Annotated in this window: 12 protein-coding genes and 2 pseudogenes; 7 read left to right on the forward strand and 7 right to left on the reverse strand. The window is 55.7% G+C overall.

The genetic code is table 11. The annotated features are described in order from the left end of the window. The 4 genes and pseudogenes from JRZ79_RS25280 to JRZ79_RS25295 all read right to left on the reverse strand — a co-directional run. Positions 1 to 300 (reverse strand): annotated as a pseudogene (locus JRZ79_RS25280) (hypothetical protein); the annotation flags it as partial. Positions 301 to 450: 150 nt separating this feature from the next. Continuing rightward, positions 451 to 1,254: pseudogene (locus JRZ79_RS25285) on the reverse strand (nucleotidyl transferase AbiEii/AbiGii toxin family protein). A 5-nt stretch (positions 1,255 to 1,259) separates the two neighbouring features. Continuing rightward, complete coding sequence (locus JRZ79_RS25290) at positions 1,260 to 2,090, reverse strand: type IV toxin-antitoxin system AbiEi family antitoxin (RefSeq protein WP_176705322.1); 831 nt, start codon at positions 2,088 to 2,090, stop codon at positions 1,260 to 1,262. 124 nt (positions 2,091 to 2,214) lie between these two features. Continuing rightward, complete coding sequence (locus JRZ79_RS25295) at positions 2,215 to 3,147, reverse strand: ImmA/IrrE family metallo-endopeptidase (protein WP_205252869.1); 933 nt, start codon at positions 3,145 to 3,147, stop codon at positions 2,215 to 2,217. A 949-nt stretch (positions 3,148 to 4,096) separates the two neighbouring features. Between JRZ79_RS25295 and JRZ79_RS25300 the strand changes: the two genes are divergently transcribed. The 3 genes from JRZ79_RS25300 to JRZ79_RS25310 all read left to right on the forward strand — a co-directional run bounded on the left by JRZ79_RS25300 (position 4,097) and on the right by JRZ79_RS25310 (position 5,864). Beyond that, positions 4,097 to 4,894, forward strand: coding sequence for a hypothetical protein (locus JRZ79_RS25300; protein WP_231546379.1), 798 nt, complete (start codon positions 4,097 to 4,099; stop codon positions 4,892 to 4,894). Further along, on the forward strand, positions 4,867 to 5,136 hold the full coding sequence (locus tag JRZ79_RS25305; RefSeq protein WP_205252871.1) for a helix-turn-helix transcriptional regulator: 270 nt from the start codon (positions 4,867 to 4,869) through the stop codon (positions 5,134 to 5,136). The genes JRZ79_RS25300 and JRZ79_RS25305 overlap by 28 nt, the downstream gene beginning before the upstream one ends. 575 nt (positions 5,137 to 5,711) lie before the next feature. Then, complete coding sequence (locus JRZ79_RS25310; protein ID WP_205252872.1) at positions 5,712 to 5,864, forward strand: hypothetical protein; 153 nt, start codon at positions 5,712 to 5,714, stop codon at positions 5,862 to 5,864. 738 nt (positions 5,865 to 6,602) lie between these two features. On the opposite strand, the gene JRZ79_RS25315 is transcribed toward JRZ79_RS25310, so the two are convergent. From JRZ79_RS25315 to JRZ79_RS25325, 3 genes are all read right to left on the reverse strand, one after another. After that, entirely contained in the window at positions 6,603 to 8,366 is a 1,764-nt protein-coding gene (locus JRZ79_RS25315; RefSeq protein WP_205250673.1) for an HNH endonuclease, read from the reverse strand. Between the two features lie 245 nt (positions 8,367 to 8,611). After that, positions 8,612 to 11,674, reverse strand: coding sequence for an AAA family ATPase (locus JRZ79_RS25320; RefSeq protein ID WP_229373319.1), 3,063 nt, complete (start codon positions 11,672 to 11,674; stop codon positions 8,612 to 8,614). Positions 11,675 to 11,762: 88 nt separating this feature from the next. Continuing rightward, complete coding sequence (locus JRZ79_RS25325; RefSeq protein WP_136361706.1) at positions 11,763 to 13,214, reverse strand: metallophosphoesterase; 1,452 nt, start codon at positions 13,212 to 13,214, stop codon at positions 11,763 to 11,765. Positions 13,215 to 13,680: 466 nt separating this feature from the next. Between JRZ79_RS25325 and JRZ79_RS25330 the strand changes: the two genes are divergently transcribed. From JRZ79_RS25330 to JRZ79_RS25345, 4 genes are all read left to right on the forward strand, one after another. Continuing rightward, positions 13,681 to 14,052 carry a helix-turn-helix domain-containing protein gene (locus tag JRZ79_RS25330; protein WP_136361730.1) on the forward strand — a complete coding sequence of 124 codons (372 nt, stop codon included), beginning with the start codon at positions 13,681 to 13,683 and terminating at the stop codon, positions 14,050 to 14,052. Further along, complete coding sequence (locus tag JRZ79_RS25335; protein ID WP_136361707.1) at positions 14,049 to 14,399, forward strand: type II toxin-antitoxin system PemK/MazF family toxin; 351 nt, start codon at positions 14,049 to 14,051, stop codon at positions 14,397 to 14,399. Before JRZ79_RS25330 ends, JRZ79_RS25335 begins: the two co-directional genes overlap by 4 nt. Before the next feature lie 636 nt (positions 14,400 to 15,035). Further along, the gene (locus tag JRZ79_RS25340; RefSeq protein WP_136361708.1) at positions 15,036 to 15,269 is read left to right on the forward strand and encodes a FaeA/PapI family transcriptional regulator; all 234 of its coding nucleotides are present in this window, start codon (positions 15,036 to 15,038) and stop codon (positions 15,267 to 15,269) included. A gap of 18 nt (positions 15,270 to 15,287) precedes the next feature. After that, the gene (locus tag JRZ79_RS25345; RefSeq protein ID WP_136361709.1) at positions 15,288 to 17,156 is read left to right on the forward strand and encodes a transposase; all 1,869 of its coding nucleotides are present in this window, start codon (positions 15,288 to 15,290) and stop codon (positions 17,154 to 17,156) included. Positions 17,157 to 17,168: the final 12 nt, after the last annotated feature.

Consider the following 17,168-nt stretch of genomic DNA (forward strand, 5'->3'; position numbering starts at 1 on the left):
TTCCTCCGGGTAGAAGATTCGAAAGCGCGTACAGTCGTCCTGTGGCGGCACTGTGTTCCACCACTCGACGTCGGACCCCCAGCTGTCGTACATCGCTTGATCCCGGCCATATCCAACCGTCACGCCATCGACCTCCGGGACCTCCTCGGGGATCGAGTTGGCATCGCCTTCGAGGAGTCGGAGTACAGCATACCGGAGATACTCGTGTGCAGGGGAGTTCGTAGCCTGGGCGACCTGGTCATATTGCTCTGCGACCCGTTCTGCTTCTGCCAGAATGGCTCTGAGATGTCGCTCTGTCATGAGTCGGTGAAGGCTGGAATGTGCCTCCGCCCCTGGGCGGGCGCTCAAAAACTTAACCAACGTACCAGCCAGAGAGTCCAGATTGTTGGTTAATCGCCAGAGCTCCGGATGCGGCACCCCTCGCCCATCGACACCGATATCGGCCGTTGCCTACGACGATCCCTGTTGGGAGATCGCCGTGTCCAATCGATTCCAGACCATCTCGAATGCTGGCGGATCACCGGTCAGGTCCGGTAGCGTGGTCTCCCACTGGTGGCGGATCGTCTCTTGTTGCTCGTCTGGGAGTCCGTCGTTCAGATCAACGGTGAGCCCATCGTGTTTACACTTCGCGTCGAAGGCGGGCCCCACGTCGGCAAACTCGATCGTGACTGAATCGGTTTCAAGCAGCTGATAGAGGTCGTAGTAGTCACGGGCGGCCCCGCGCTGGTAGATCGCCCGGAGCTTTTCGGCGAAGATCTCCTCGACGCTGTACGCCTGGAGGTCGAATTCGGGCACGTCTTCGTACGCGTGAGTGTGCTGAACGGAGTCGAAGGCGACGTGTTCGTCGACCATCACGTCGATGCTGGTCGTGTTGGGATGGTTGAGGACTGCCCGGTACTGAATGCTGATGTCGACGTAGTGGGTCGGGTAGTGGTCCTGTTGGGATTCGTGGTGCTCTCGAATCTCGAATTCGATACCAGAGCGGTCGGCAATCGTATCGAGGACCGCTCGGAGCTCCTGTTTGGACCCCTGGTACTCTCCTTCAACACCAAAATCGAGGTCCTCCGAGAATCGCCACGACTGCGGGAAGTACAGCTTGGACAGCGCGGTCCCGCCTTTGAACAGGAGGTTGTTGCCGTAGTCGCTCGTGAAGATCCCCTAGAGGAGCCACGAATTGACGTAGTTCTTTTCGGCGTACCCTTGCCGAACGCCCAGTTCGCGAGCGAGAATCCGGAGCCGGTCCTGACTGATCATCGGGATCAGGACTCCGTCGGCTCCAGCATGGCTGGCTCGACGTTGATTCGGAGGCGATACGTGCTGTCGGTCGATCCGGTGGCGGGCCGCGTCGGGTCCAGCGGGGAATAGCCACTCGTGAACGACGCGACGAGTTCCTCGCGGGTAGGGAGGTCGATGCCGAGCTGGTCGGCGAGGTAGATGATCCGCTTGGTCGCAGCGCCGTTGTCGAGCCGCTTGAGGTACTCGCCGACGGTCTCCCAGTCGCAGCCCCGTTCGTCGGCAGTTCGCATCGCGGTCGCGAGCTCCCGGAGGCCACCGCAGAAATCGGGGTGGTCCGCACAATCGACTAGCGTCTTCTCCAGGTCGCTCACCTGAACAGTTGTGCCCTCGATGGATGTCGGCTCAAAGCCGAAGAATTTCCGCTCGGTGACTGTTGTGACGCGATACGGAACGCCGTGGATCTCCCGGCTTTGCGCCCGGGTCGGCGTAACGACGTACACCGTCCGGGGGACCTGTTCGGTCAGCCCGTGGTGGCTGAGGGCGCTGTAGTAGCCGATGTACATCGGCTCGGCGACGTGGGCGGCGATGAGGTACTCGTGGGTTGTGTACAGGGCCTCCTCGCCGGCCGAGAGTGGCACGATGAGATACGTGCCCGGGAAGAGCCGGTCGAGCCAGCCCTTCTCGGTGAGCCGGGAGGCGATCTCGCGGGCGGTGTTCGGAGGGACCTCCAGCGTCGTCTCGATCTCGTCGACAGAGATGATCTGGTGACCCGCGCCAGCGAGTCGTGTAAGGAGTCGACTTTCTCGAGTCGAGAGGCCTTGGCGTATATTTTGTGACTGTTCTATTGTACTCATACCTGCGTTTCTTACATAGAGTATAAACTCGGGCCTGCTTTAGCCTTGCGACTACGACGGACGACGGAGACGAGCAGGCTTAACCAACGAAACCGAGGCTCAGAACCGAGCGTTGGTTAACGATTCAAGCGCTGTCTTCGAGGACGTCGATGAGCTCTTCTGCTGTGGAACTGATCCGTCCAAGCCGCTCGCGAACGACCTCGAGATTGTCGGACTCCCACGCAGCGAGGTAGAACGCCGAACCGCTGGTGTCGAGCCCGCAGTAACGCCCGACGACGTACGCGACGGCTTCGGCCTCGACTTCGCGTTTCGCCCGCTCGGTGTCGTCGTCAATATCGAAGTGGAGCAGGGCGTGCGCGTACTCGTGAATCAGCGTCCGCGCGAGGTCGGCCTCGTTCTCCCGATCACGTACCTCGACGAGCGGCTGAACGTCGACGAGGCTCAGCTGCTCACAGATGCCCTTCGCCTCGCCGTGGGTCCACTCTTCGGCTGGAACGATTCGCACCGTCACGCCGAGATCGTCAGCGATGGCAGTCAACTGTTCGGCGAGGTCGCCGGGGTCCCCGGTGGCTTCCGTATCGAGATCAGGAAGCGGTTCGCCTTCGGTCTGGGAAACATCGAACACCGGCGCGGGCTTGAACCCCACCAGGCCCTCGGACCACTCCTCGGGTGGCGTCTCGTCGTACTCACAGTTGCTATCCTCGTGGTAGCTCGGCGAGTTCTCGCACTCCGGGCACTGCGTGGTGATGATCGGCGCCCAGATCCAGATGGCCGATTCGCCTTCCTGGACGTGGCGGTCGAACTCCTCCTGCCACGTCCGGTAGCCAGCCACCCGGCTCGCCTCGGGACACTGCCGCTTGATGAGAAGCGTGTTCCGGTAGGAGTAGTCGTGGAAGCGACTCTGGACGTCGAGCCACTCCTGGAACTCCTCGCTGGCCTGCGCGTCGTCGACACCGGCGACGAGCTCATCGATCCACTGTTCGATAGTGCTGTTCATCTCGTCGTTTCGCGTGTCGGTCTCATTGAAGGAGACCGACGAGTCACTAGTCGTAGCCATTGTGTTCACCGAATCGAGTTCACGGCGACTGCGTCTGTTCAGACCGCGCCGCACCCCTGAGGGGCGTTCAAAAACCGCGCTATCGGTCAGCGGAGTTCGTAGCGTTCGTCCGCGAAGCCAACACTGTATAAGAAAAGTGGCTGAAAATGACGGAGTTTGAAAGCCGGTTAAAAGTGGCCCTTAGACGATTTATGCTGGTATTAGGGTTGTCTCTCCGCATTATAGGCAGGAACGTGCCATAGAAGCTGCCTCGTAGGTTCTCCCAGCCTAGTTAGTTTCCCCGTTCGTGAGCGTGTCGTGGAATCACTCGCAGTTGCTCAGTAGACAATTACTGCCTGATTGTTCGGTCAGAGGGAGTTGCTGACTTTGACACTGCAGAAAAGACACTTCTATGATACACCCGAAGGCTTGAACGTGTCAGAAGAGCCCTCCGAAAGCTCGACTGCCCTCGTTAGCACAGAAACCAAGATTACAGGAGGCTTTGTAATAGTCGCGCTCGTGTCGGTGTACGGTACAATGGCTGTGACTGACAGATAAGGGATTCACTTCGCCGTGCTCATCGGTGTTGGCGTCATCGCCCCGAGGCTCATCAACAAATGGCGCAGCTAATCTGAGTACACATCCGACACACACTGTCTTATCTCAGCGAGAAAATCCCTGCCGTTTACCGCGGGAGTGAATCGCGTAGGCTCTGTGCTCCCGTCACCACGTCGTTTCTCCTTGTCTACCGGCGAATGATACTCGACCGACCGCTACCGGAAGACCCGTGACCGGCCGTCTACGTGTGCTGTTTCTGGGTCTGAAACCACTCTCGGGGGCTTGTTATCCAGCATACCTAGCCCCTCATGTGAAGGACTCCCCGGACACCTCCCCGCGCTCGAACAGCGACAGTGACGAGACACAACCCGATCAGATCCGACGCCGGTTTGTACTCGGTATCGGTGCTTCGATGGCAGCAGTGGCCGGCTGTATCGGCCGTGAGAACACCGACGGCGACAGCACAACCGATAGCGCCACGACAGCAACGTTCGACCCGGCGACTGACTTCCCGTACGGCGAGTGGTTGACGACCACCGACGACGACCTGTTGATTGCGTACGCCGATCTCGACGCTGTCCCGACCAGCATCGGGTCCGATGCATCACTCGAGGACCCACTGATCACGTACTCGCTGCGGCTGAATCAGGCAGTGGTTGGTCTCGGTCAGATACAGCTCTCGTTCGCTGGACTCACGTCTGCGGTCGCTCCCGAGATGAAATCAGAATCGACGGTCAGTGAGGTGACTGTACTCGACCAGACAATCGTCGCTGAGGGGACTTTTGCCACTGAAACCCTCGACAAACGACTTGTCGAACCCACAGACGAAACGTGGGGTATCGCCTACGAGCGAACCGACCAAGTGCAGGGCTACGACCAGTACAAACCCGCCGAGATTCCAGATTCGTTCAACAACGACCCACCGGTGGTCGCCGTCTCGTCTGAGACGGTCGTAGCCGGTCCAGACACCGACCGCGTCTACAATGTGATCACTGGCCGGAACGAATCGGACACTGGCTTTTTCGAGGGCAACGAGACCATCGCGGAGTTGTTTGAGGTGGCGGGCGCTGGTGACCTCGTTGTCGGTGAAATTGGGGCGCGAAGGGACAGTCCGCTCGGCGTCAGGGAGACGTTCGATGGCGAGTTCTCGCTTCGAGCCGCGCGCGGGCGAGGACACGTCTCGTGGCACTCGTCGATGAATCACGGTTGAGTACTAGCGAGCTCTCGGAGGTTCTTGATGCAGAGGGGAACGAACTGCACTATGAGCTGCGGAAGCTGAAGGATGTCGGGCTGATTGTGAATCGGCGTGACCCGACGACTGGCACGGAGGAAACGTACTCGTACTATGAGCTGACGGAGTTGGCGCACACGATTCTGACAGAGGGAATTCTGGAGGGAATGAAGACGTTTGCGAGCGAAGAAGCCGCCATCGAAGACAAATACAGAAAGTAACGTATCCTCGGAGTGCGTTGAGTAATCCTCCTAGATTATGCCCAGATGCTCGGGGCATCGAGGAGTTTCGGGACCAGTAACCTGCTCGGGTGTGTTTAGTCGTGGGTTCGATCGGGGACTGTGCGTTCAGGTCGGCTGGTCACGGGTTTGAGGTGAGAGCAGACGGTCGATTCCACTAGTCGGGAATCCATAACAAACAGCCAGTCACACCCGCACTCCCGATTCGCACAAGTTAGTCGCACAGGCCAGTCGTAGAGATTGGTCGTAGATACTGGTCGTACAACCGATTTGTATCGGTCGCTCAGACTGACGATTCAGATCGTGGTGGTGTTCCACCCTGTCTGGACTTCCGCTGACGTGTGGCGATTCATTTGCCAACGTGATTGTGGTGCGGGGTCGCCGTTAGCTGCTACTGCTCGGATTTGTTGAATCACTGTACGGCGCTGGGATATATGTGGTTGGAGACACCGGGGTCACATAGCGGGATAGACCCGCTGTCACACGCTCGCTCCCCAAGCCAGTCTGCAAGCGAGACGGCTGCCCCTCTCCCCCACCCTGCCGTTCAAAACACGAGTATGCCCTCACAGGATTCCCCTCTTGGCGTCTGCCCTCGCTGTGGCGACTCGATCCAGCACCGCCATGTCCTCGTCGAATACGAGACCAGCAACGACGCCCAGTACTGGGCAGAATGCCCGGACTGCGGCGGCGTTGTCGATCCGAACGCATGATTCGGTTACTCATCCGTGTATTCGGTGGGCCAGATACTGACTCGTTTGTCGAATGCCGCCGCTGTGGGACAACCTTAGAGTCTGGGGACGTCGACCACTGTTCTGAATGTGGGAGTACCGAAATCGTGACGTATCGGCTGTGAAATCCTCCCCTGGCGAAGGTGTTATCGAAACAGCCACGGTTAATGGGTCCGCGAAGCACCCTATTTGAACTGCTAGTCCTCGAGAACCGACCAGGAGGTAACTTTGGGAGTGCGTAGTGTTTCGAAGGCCCATGTTTTCTCTCGTGAACTAATCACACTACGAGATTTTGCGCGACGAGGTTTTGTTTCCGAGATGTACACACGAGCGGCGGGATCTCGTTCATACGATGACAGCCACGGTTCGGGTGTTCCAGCCAGCAGTACGGCGCATTGCGCAAGTCGAGGTCAACACAGGTGTTTTCGTGGCCACGAACCCTAGAGTAGCTTGCGATTAACAGGAGCAAATTCGCTCCAGGAGGGGTTCTGTCCGTAGAAATCATCAAATTGCCATCGGTCGATTCTGGTCCCAATGAGCCGACCTGAACTGGCGTCGTGGATGGCGTCCGTGGGCTACGATATCCTCCGGCGACTGGAGAACGAAGAGAACGCCGAATTGGTGCTAACCTTGCGGACAATCCCTGCGAACACGAACTGGAGCCGCTCTGGCGTTGACGGTCACCTCCGCACCCTCCGTGACCATGGTCTCGTTGCTCCGTTACGACTGCTGGATTTTCAGTCTTCGAGCGAGGTATTTCGGATGAGGGGCGTACTGGTCATCATACGGGAGGTAGAGGTTCTTGCCGTGGTACTGGGCGAGGTCATCATACCCCTCAAGCTCTGGTGAATCGCTCACAGAGATCTCGTATTCTGGGCTAATCTCGAACCAGCCGTTGTCGAATGCCCAGTGATGCTTTGAGCATAATCCGAGACCATTCTGCAGGACGTCTGGCCCCTCCTCCGCCTTGGGGACAATATGAGCCGCCTCTAAATCCAGAGACCCACCGGGAGACTCAGTCAGTTCTCCACAAATTGCACAGCCCGAATAAATCTCGTAGATCCCTTCTCGGAACGCCTCTTTTCGCTTCTGCCGCTCGATCTCTTCAAGTGCGTTGTCACTGGACGAGGCCGGAAAAGCGTCTTCGTCGAGGTCCAGTAGAATCTCTACGATTTCCTGTACGGCCAAGTCTTCAGTTTCGAGTCCCGCAAGCTGTGGCTGGTCTGGTTGGTCTTGATTCCGCAGGAAGGTTGTGAAGGAGCCATAAGAATTCTTGAACTGCTTGAGGGCGGATTCAGATAGCCACTGGACAGCGTCGTCGGTGAAGTCGACGTCCAACGCCTCACTAAGCTCAGCTTCGGGTAGCGAAAATGTCTCTACTTGCTTGCCGATGACCAGCTTCGGCCAGGGCTTCTCGATACCATCCACTCGGATTTCATTGTCGTCGTACTCTACCCACAGTTCCTTCATCACGTTCTGGTTAGATGTGGTGGCAGCCACCGGAACGTAATGTGTGAACCGACCGGACTCCGTCTTAAATATCAAAGCATCGTCCTCGGTGAGTTCAGTCCAAACGTCCGTTTGCTCTCGAGGAAAACCCCATACGGGTCGCGTGCCAAAATGGTACTCCGAATCAAACTCAAGAGTGTCTGTCTCCACTTGATTCGAAACTGACACTCCGAACACGTATTGTAGCGCCTCATCCGAGGTAATATCAATGATAACCAGATTTTCGAACGACGTATCAGCGAACCCCTGGTCAACTAATTCATCGACTAGGTCTTGACCGATTTCTGCCCAAGAAGGCTGGTGATTCTTAATACCTATCTTGATCCCATGTGGAGATCGGTATTGCAAGACGTGCGGATTGTGGCTGAAGAACCGACGAAGAACCAATTCTGGCGCATGCTCACCATTGAGGTAGTATATCGGGTCTGCCGACCGTGTCGGTCCAGACCTAATCTTGAATTTCCAGATTCCTAACTCACGGTCTTTCGTGCTTCGTCCCTGTGGTAGGTCATCGCCTGGTGTAGGGCCATTCTCACGAAGCTTCTGGATATTCGCAGAGCCTTGCTTCTCTTCTGGTGTCTCAACAGAGCTGAACCGGTACTGTTTCTCTGAGGGTTCAATGCCAGCTTCCTCGAGCGCGTGGATGAATGAGTCGAATTCCTCAGTATATAGTTGGTATTCGTACTCTCCCTGATCTTTGAGCGTACGGAGTCGAGGCGCCCCATCGCATTTCTCATCAAGTCGACGAAGTTCGCCTAATAACTCCTCGCGGTCAGCATCAGGATGAACACCGTGAGTTGGCTGGATACCCGAAGCCCGTAGCGCCTCATGCCACGAACCAAATCTATCTTTATAGTAATATGGGGAGTGAGGGCCATCTTCGCGCATTTCTCGAACCGTCGGAACACTATCTATCTCATCAGTGAAAGCTTGGAGCCCTGCAATCAACTCCTCTCGCGACGGTCTGGCATCCATTATACTATAACCAAGTCATCTAATACTAATATGATAACCGGTGTCGAACTGGGTCGTAGAGACCGCCAGACGGGAGTGACATGGTGGAACCATTTGGAATAAAAGAACGCCATTAGTATGCTATCCGGCTACCCTTCACCACGACTGCGTCCGGTTAGCGGCGATTCGCGGGAGGAAGTATGCGGTCATACCGAGGGCGCCCCAGATGACGATGCCAGCCGCGGCGACGATCGCTGAGATGAATGCTAATTCGACGACTTCGGTCTATTCTGTAGGTCAACTGGTAGTGCGGTTTCTGGTTCAGCGACGGATCGGTTCGTCCCTTGTTGTTGGCTGACGTGGATTCGGTAATCGGCACTGTCTATCAGGCCTTCATCGTGGCTGACGACGATAGTTTGTTTGACGCCGGCTGTGCGCATCGCTTCAACGACGTCGTTAAGACGGTCAACGTGCCCCTCGTCGAGGTGCGCTGTTGGTTCGTCGAGGATGAGGGGCGGCATTGGGACATCGTCTTCGAAGCCTTCAGTCAGGAGCCGGTAAATTGCACCGCGGAGCGTGAGATTGAACACGGCGGACTCGCCGCCGGAGAGCTTCGTTGGTGGGAGTTCGCCGCCGCCCTTCTCGATGAGTGTAGCGTCGTAGTCTCCATCCAGTTTAATGTTGGCGTATGCGTCATTACGGTACAGCGTGTCGAACATTTCTTGGAGTAAGTCTTCAAGGCGGTGAACGTTTTGTTCCCGCAGATCCGCTCGAAGGTTGACGAACATTTCTTCCAGCTCACTAACTTGGCTATTGAGCGCTTTGACGGCGGTCGCTTCGCGTTGCCGTGTGTCGCGTGTATCCCGGAACTCGTTCAGTTTCTTGAGTTGTTGACCGAGGTCACCGAGGTGCTCACTAACAGCCCGCTCTGTGGCTCGTAAGCCTTTAAGCTCTGTCTCAAGCGTTTCGAGTTCATCTGTGATTTTCGCGACAGTGTCTTCAGCTTCTTGGAGCTTCTCCGGGTTGAACGAATTCGTTGCGTCGGAGTACGCTCTAATTGCCTCTTGTAGGTCAGTATGCGTGTCGGTGACAGTGGTTGCTTGCGTTTCGAGTTGGGTTTTGGCGAGTTCGAGATCGCGCTCGGCGTTGGTTCGTTTGTCGACTGCCGCTTCAATCTGACTCAGTACGTCTTTTCGCGCAAGGGCGCGGGTAAGGTGTGCAAGAGTGCGTTCCGCTGCCCGGGTGAGAATCGTTGCTGTGAGATGTTGCACGACGGCTTTGAATCTCGTTTCGTGGGCTGCGTGACGTGCCTCTCTGGCATTGAGGTGATGTTCAGCTGCGTCTTCGTGCAGCGGGGTGAGATCGGTGCTTGGGTCTACTTGGATTGCGTTGGCGGTCGTGTCCGTGTCTGCAACGGTGACGGTGAGCTCATCCCCGTACAGGTCTTGAGCTGTCGCAAGGAAGTCAGTTGCTTGCTCTTTTTCTTGTTCTAATTCTGTGATGTTGTCGTCAAGTGACTTGACCAGTTGTTTGGCGGAGTCACGTTCGTCTTCCCATTGGTCGCGGTGTTCGACGTTTGGCGCACCGTCAACTGAACGGCCGCACTCGGGGCAGTTGCTCTCGTCGAGTAACTGGTCCGCTTGTTCGATTCGTTCGCTTAGTCGCGTTGCCTCATCGCGGTAGTGGTCTTGTTCTGCTTGGAGCCGCTCAATTCTGTGTTCTATGCGTTCGGTTAGGGCTTCAAGGGCAGTGTCTGGGGTCTCATCTGCGGTGGCTATGGTGAACTGTGAGTCGTCGATGTTAGCCTGCAGTTGGTCTCGCTTATCAGATAATTCACTGCGACCTTGACGAATATTTGCAATGTCGGCTAGGGTTGTAGCGGCGTCATCAAGTGCTGTGTCAACTGCCCGGTTGTGTTGTTGGGTATCTTGTTCGAGACGGTCTGCTTCACTGCGGGCTTCCTCCGCTGCGGTTTCAAGCGCTTGCAGTCGCTTTCGAATGTTTTTCACGAGATCTCTGGTCTGGTCTTGAGCGTCCTCCGCAAAGCTCAGTTCAAGTGACTCCGCGTCCATGTCAAGACCCGGTGTCGGAACTCGAATTAACGAGACGTCGATGTCTACAGTCGGGTTAGCCAGTGGGTCAACGGCCGTTTTATCGACGGTATCCGTTGTACCAATCGTATCGGAATCGGTGTCTTCTGTCTCGCCCGTCACTGCAGGGGTCAGGGGTGCGGTTGCTGTTGGAATCTCTGTCAAGATATCATCAGCTGTCGCCGCTACTTCGTTCGCCGGCCTGTCGTTTGATTCCGGCACAAGAGAGGCTGCTATCTCACGAGGGCCAGTGTCTGGTTGTTGTAAGCGTCCATCCACTGTCGCGTCCGCTACTTCATTTTTGACGGCAGCATCAGCGTTCTCCGTCACCTCTGTAACGATGTCGTCGACAGCACCGAAGTCCGGGGTGAGATCACCGGTTCCGGCTGCAAAGAGCGAGGTCAATTTGTCCTGGTGCTGCGTGACGTTAGACTCGGCGTTGTTGTACTTATTTTGTAGCGATTGATGCTTGGAAACAGAACTCGCCAAGTCCTCCATGTGTGTCGCTGCAGTGTCTCTGGTTTCTTTGACTGTCTCCTGTGCGTCTTCTTGTGCGTCGACAACCTCCTCGGCGTCTGCTTTCTCACCTTCTAGTTCCTCAATATCTGCCGTGATGTCGTCGCGCCTATCTCCAAGTACAGATTCAAACCCGTGCAGTTGCTGTTTTCTGGACTGAATTCGAGGTTCGTTATATTCCTCGATCTGCGTCGTGAGTTCCTTGACTTGATGTTCTTTCGTATCAGCAACGCGACCGACGCCAGTTCCGATGCTATCCAAGCGAGCTCGATACCGCTCCAATTTGCTCATCTGGAGCAGGTTGTCGATGATTCGCTGGCGTTGTTTCGGCGTGGCGTCGATAAGCCGAGAAACGTCACCTTGTTGCACGTACGCGCTATTGAGGAAATCCTCAGCGTTTAACCGGAGTTCTTGTTCAATTAGATTATCGATAGCACCGATTTGATCAAGGTCTGGTTGGCCCGGTGGTGTGGTAAGATCTGCCTCTTGATACGTCTCTCCTCGAACACGGATTTCTCGGGTGACCTCGTAGGACTCATCTCGATGGGCAAAGGACAGTTTTACTTCAGCAGTATCCTCATCGGCTGTCACCACATCGTCCATGGTGATACCACTATCTAACGCGTCACTACCGTACAGGGCAAAGAACGCGGCTTCCAATAATGAAGATTTCCCCGACCCGTTGTTCCCATACAGGACAGTGACACCATCCTCGAAACGCACTGATTCATCTGTGAAACACCGCCAGTTTTGAACGTGGATTCGTTGAAATTGCATGACTTAGTGAAGTAGTAGCGTTAGCTAGTAATGTTCAGTCGTTGATCTCCTCAAGTGCGTTCTCTAGGAGTTCCTCGTTATCGACTTCGTCATCATCGCCAACAGCAGTCGGTACTGATTCATGGGCTGTGTCTGCCGTCCCACCCCCGCTACTGGTATCGGGAGCATCAGTCCTGTCAACGTGGAGTGCGTCGGGTGACTCGCGCTCAAGGACTGTTGTAACAGTTTCTTGGGCTTTGTCAGTGATGTTGCTGTCTGCAGTTTGGTCAGTATTCATCGCCATTTCGAGGAACAGGTCTGCTGTCTCTGTGACGACGATGTCTTCACGGCGTTCTTCGACAGCGGCATCAACATCTGCGAATTCGACTGCTTGGTATTCTCGTTCGTCCTCAAGCAGATCTCGACGATCGCTGACTCGTGTAACCAACGCTCCGAGTTCGGCACCTAAATTCTCGATTGGGCCGACTGGAACCCGTTCGTGGACAACACGACCAGGTTCACCCCCGTTATTATCACCTTCTGGCGATGGTGCAGAAACTGCCGACTCATCTTCAGCAGCCATTAGCGTCACTTTCAGCACAGAGTCATCCACCGAGTCGACTTCCTCTCTAATGGTTTGTTCGACGGTTTCGATACCCTCGCCGCGATGTAGTGGCACATCAATATAGACGAATTCGCGGGCGTTTTCGATGACTTGACGGTCGATGTGCTCTTCAGGATCGACAGCACCGTTGAGCGGGACAGTTATGAGCGAATATGTCCGGGGGTCGCGCTGGTCTGCCATTGTCCGCTCAGTGGAACCAGCATAACTGAGTGGGATACGCTTTGAGCTTGGTGAGGCCGTTGTTGCTTGGTCACTTTCAGGTGTGCTATCTGAATCCGCTGAGTCGGAGTTGTTCTCGGAACGACCACTACTGACGAGCCGATAATCAGCTCCATGGTCATCGCCGACAAGCATGAGGTCGAAATCAACCGGGCTTTTTGCTAAGATTCGTTGTGTACTCCAGTCGCCGTGTCCGAATGGTTTGAATAGACCGTGGCCAACGAGGATGGCGCTGTCAGTTTCAGCAGCTTCGAAGTGATAGTCAAGTCGATCTCGCTGCCCGGGTGGGACGTGGTCTAAACCGTAGATCGTCGTATCGGCTACTCGAGTTCCGGTTGCATCTAATCGAGTGGCTAGCCCGATTTCTTGGAGTAACTCAACCCAATTCCGGTCATGAGTTCGTTCGTGATTCCCAACGATCAGTAGAAACGGAATACCTGCATCCTGTAGGCGTTGGAGTTCAGTTATAACCGTTTGAAGTGGTGTGATGCCAGGTCGACTAGTATGGAATAAATCGCCGGCGTGAACAACGGCGTCAACGTCGTGCTGAATTCCAGCTGATACGACCTCTGCAAATGCGTCAGCGAAATCTTGGCGACGCTCATCCAAATGATATTGTCGATATCCCAGATGCGTATCACTAGTATGTAAGAGACGTACCATTTCGCTGCAAGGTCATTTTGTCGCACGCTGAATAAATCTGCTGGTCAACACGTCGGCATAATGGAATAACTCTATTGAGTTACTTAGCTTTGGTGAATCGCCATACAGCATCGGATTTGGATGTAGAATGTGGAGTGTGATCTCTGCGGCGATCAGGTCGATTTCGATGAAGCGATATCTCCGTCCTCGCGGTGAACCCTGGTATAAGCACTGCTGGGCTGAGTATACGGGTGCGCCGGACTGGTTCAGTGACTACGTATAGCCGGGGGCTGGTGGATTAGAACAGTTATGGCTCGCTATCACCCTCATGACTTCAGAAATAAGGTTTCTAACTGTAGTTGAGACTGCTCGTCTCAATGCATACGGTTCTCGAACCGATTTGTGGGATGGACGAAATATCCTTCAATATTTTCGTAGCTTTCACTCCTAACACTCTTTGCAGTGGATGATGTATCTCTGCTCAACGATGTCCATCGACCGAGATACTTTCGAAAACAGGAACGAGGACGAACTCACGGACCTCTCTGTCCCCGATCAAGTCATCGGGTTTCTCGCTGCCAACGAGGATCGCGCATTCAAGGCGCGCGAAATAGCGTCCCAAATCGGCGTCGACGAGAGTGCAGTCAGCACGGCACTCTCACGGTTGAAGAACCGAGACCTCGTTGAACACAAGGCAACGTATTGGGCGGTGACCGACGACGAGGAACGTCTCGATGGGTACAGCGGCTACGAACGAGCGACCGCGCTGTTTAACGAGCAACTCGGTACAGAGGATGAGGAGTCCTGGCGTGAACACGCACCAAGTGAGCCGCACCCGAGCATCGAGGACGAACAGTGACCAACGAAGAGACCCCCATTTTCGAGCGTGGCGACGTCGTCTACGGAGATGATCCGTTCAAAAGCGAGGAGGATGCTCGTCCCTGGCTCATTCTCTCGAACCACGACGGGCGTCCGTTCCACGGCGAGCAGTATATCGCGGTGACGCTCACAACAAAATCATGGATGGACGGACTAATCGAGATTCCAGCGGAGAGTTGGCGTCGTGGTGGAATCCCGGATGAAAGTCGAATTGTTCCGTGGGGAGTCCAATCAATCGAGCACGAAGACATCGACTTCTGGCAAGGCCGTCTTGCCAGCGATCCCGTTGATCAGACGGTGGCTGCGCTCGTCGAAGAACTGCAATAGCTTCTTCGAGGTTTCGTTCAAGCAGAGGATGATGAAACGGCTGTTAGGTAGGTATGCGAAGTTACCGGTCAGGAGTTGCGATGTGATACACTGGTTGAAAGCTATCCACCGCTTGATCGTCTACAAGGCACTCCTGTAGAACCTGCTTCTGTCATAGAATACACAATCAGTATCACTCAAAAAACATTCTCCTGTTCAGCACTTCATCTGGGTGTAACTCAAGGAATCCGTACTCCGTTACCTGGGATTACTTTTCTGCTCACGCATTAGGCGGTCGCATGTGGGCCCTACTCACGACACCGTCTGGGAGCGGTTTCTTACAGTACACTGTGCCAGTTATCAGTTGTTGGTAATATAATTTCTTTATTTAGCCGCACCGCTGTATTTTTCTCGCCCGATTCGGCTTCCGTGCCGGAATCCTGAAGTCCGGCGGATGTCTTCATTGACATGGGTTCTTCAATCGCCTTGGGGAACCCGACCCGCGTGTTCCAAGCACGCGGGCATTTCCTACGACAGTCACGCCCCGAGGGGCCGGGCTTCCTTCTCACCTTCTGCTACATAGCATACCGTAATAAGTGTTATGCCTTCTGCCCACGAGCAGAAGGTTGAAGCGAAATACCTGCAACTTAGAGAGTAATGGACGAAGACCGCGAAAGGAACGAAGGCGGTCGATTCGAGCCCGAACACACCGATGAGGAGGTGCTTGAGGCTGTGCGTACTCACGAGCCTGCGGGTACGAAGGAAGTGGCTGACGAGCTCGGAATCGCCCGTCAGAGTGCGGATTATCGCCTTCGGAGCCTTCTGGACGAGGGACGTGTTTCGAAGAAGAAAGTCGGTAATTCTCTGGTTTGGTCAGCCGAGCAGGAGTGAGACGGAGGATTCCATAGGATGGCAAAGGAGAAAGACGAGGACACTGACCGCGACCCTGAGTCAAAGGGTGAAATCCATGAGCGACGGCAGCAGAAGGCGAAGATTTCAAGCCGGTACAGAGAAGCCGAGAGGAAGCTACCCGACGACCCACGGGATGATCCGTGGGCCTACACGGGTCTCCTGAGCCGGAATCCGGCCAACAACATCACGCCGCCGCTGTGGGAAGCCATCAAATCAGAGGTCTACCGCGTCTACCGTTGGTCGGTCGAACGAGATCGGTACGACGAACTTGAGACGCCCGAACATCGACTCGCAAAGGCCCTCGGGAAGATCCAGCTTCGGCACTACTACTGGTCGAAAGGGAAAAACGAGGACCTCACGGAGAATCTGGACGGCGAGGACGCAACACGGCTGTATCTGTTCTTCGACCTCTCGGCGCTCAACCAGTCGGGCGTCGCTCGTGCCATCAAGAATCCTGACATCCGGGAGTCGTTGGGCATCGAGAATTCGGTGAGTCAGCCGACGCTGAACAGGATGCCGGGACGGATAGACGACGAGACGCGGCACTACTACGCGAGTGAGACTGAAACCCTGGTCCGGCGCTTGCAGGACACGAAGCTCGAACACTGGTTTCGGGACCCGACACCGGACACGATAGTCACTGACGGTGAGGGCTTCCCGCCGGTTCAGGTGATCGCTCGGGAGCTTCGCTCGAAGACGTTCAAGTACCTCCGACTGAAGCGCGACAGCAGTACCGAGGTGACGAAGGACGCGTCGCTCCGAGTGCTCATCGCCGCCGCGAACGGGAACGGGTTCGTCAACGACGCCGCGAAGAACCTCAAGTACAAGCCGTTCTACGACGACGGCGACATCCCGACGGGGCAGAACCTCACGCACCACCTTCGCAAGTCGTCACGGGAGTCCGTCTTGCGGATGTTCCGTGAGGCGAACGATGAACTGTTCGAGATCGCTGCCAGGCACGACTACTTTCCCGACAGCGCGGAGGTGGCTATCGACATCACGGACTGGCCGTTCTACGGCGACAACGAAAGCAACGAGTTCATTCGTGGGACGAAGCCGGGACGGAACTACTCGTGGGCGTGGAAGTACATCACGCTCGCTCTTGTCGGGACCGACACGCCGCTGATTCTGGTCGTGCTCCCGGTCAAAGACAAGAGCAAGACGCCAGAGTACATCCGTCGGATGCTCCGGTTGGCCAGACAGCACCTGAATATCGGCCGCGTCTACCTTGACGCGGGAACGGAGTTCTACAACTCGGACACTATCTCGACTATCACCGAGCAGGGCCTGGAACTCGTGATGCAGGGGCGTAAGTCGGGGAAGACGGTCAAACACTTCCTGAACGGGATGGCGTGGGCCGATCTCCGGTCGTCGTACTACCCCTACGACGTCGGCTCCCTCGACGAAGACAGCTACTACGCGGTCGGCCTGAAGTCGGACAAGACGGTGAAACTGCGGAAGTCAGACGCTGATGAGCCGATAGACGACTACACGAACCTGTATCCCGAAGAGGTCCCACCGGAAGAGTTGGGAGAGGCGTACCGGCGTCGGTGGGGTATCGAGACGGACTTCCGCGTGATCAAGGAGGAGCTCCTCGCCAAGTGCGGGTCTCGAAACCCGGCGTTTCGGGCGTTTTATTTCAACCTCGCGGCGCACCTCTTCAACATTTGGACGGTGGCGAATATCCTCCGCGCTGAGGAGACGGGTGAAGCCCTGAGTAAGGGGAAGCAACTGACCGCTGGTGAGCTGATGCAGGCCATCGAGGACGACCCGCGCGACCTTCGGCTTCCGACCGAACCACCAGAGACCAAGCAGGTATTTGGAGATATAGCCGATGCTGATTGGCTATCTTCAGGAGCCGACTAATTCTTCTGTGAT

The sequence above is a fragment of the Halobacterium sp. BOL4-2 genome, assembly GCF_016917835.2.
Classification (GTDB): domain Archaea; phylum Halobacteriota; class Halobacteria; order Halobacteriales; family Halobacteriaceae; genus Halobacterium; species Halobacterium salinarum.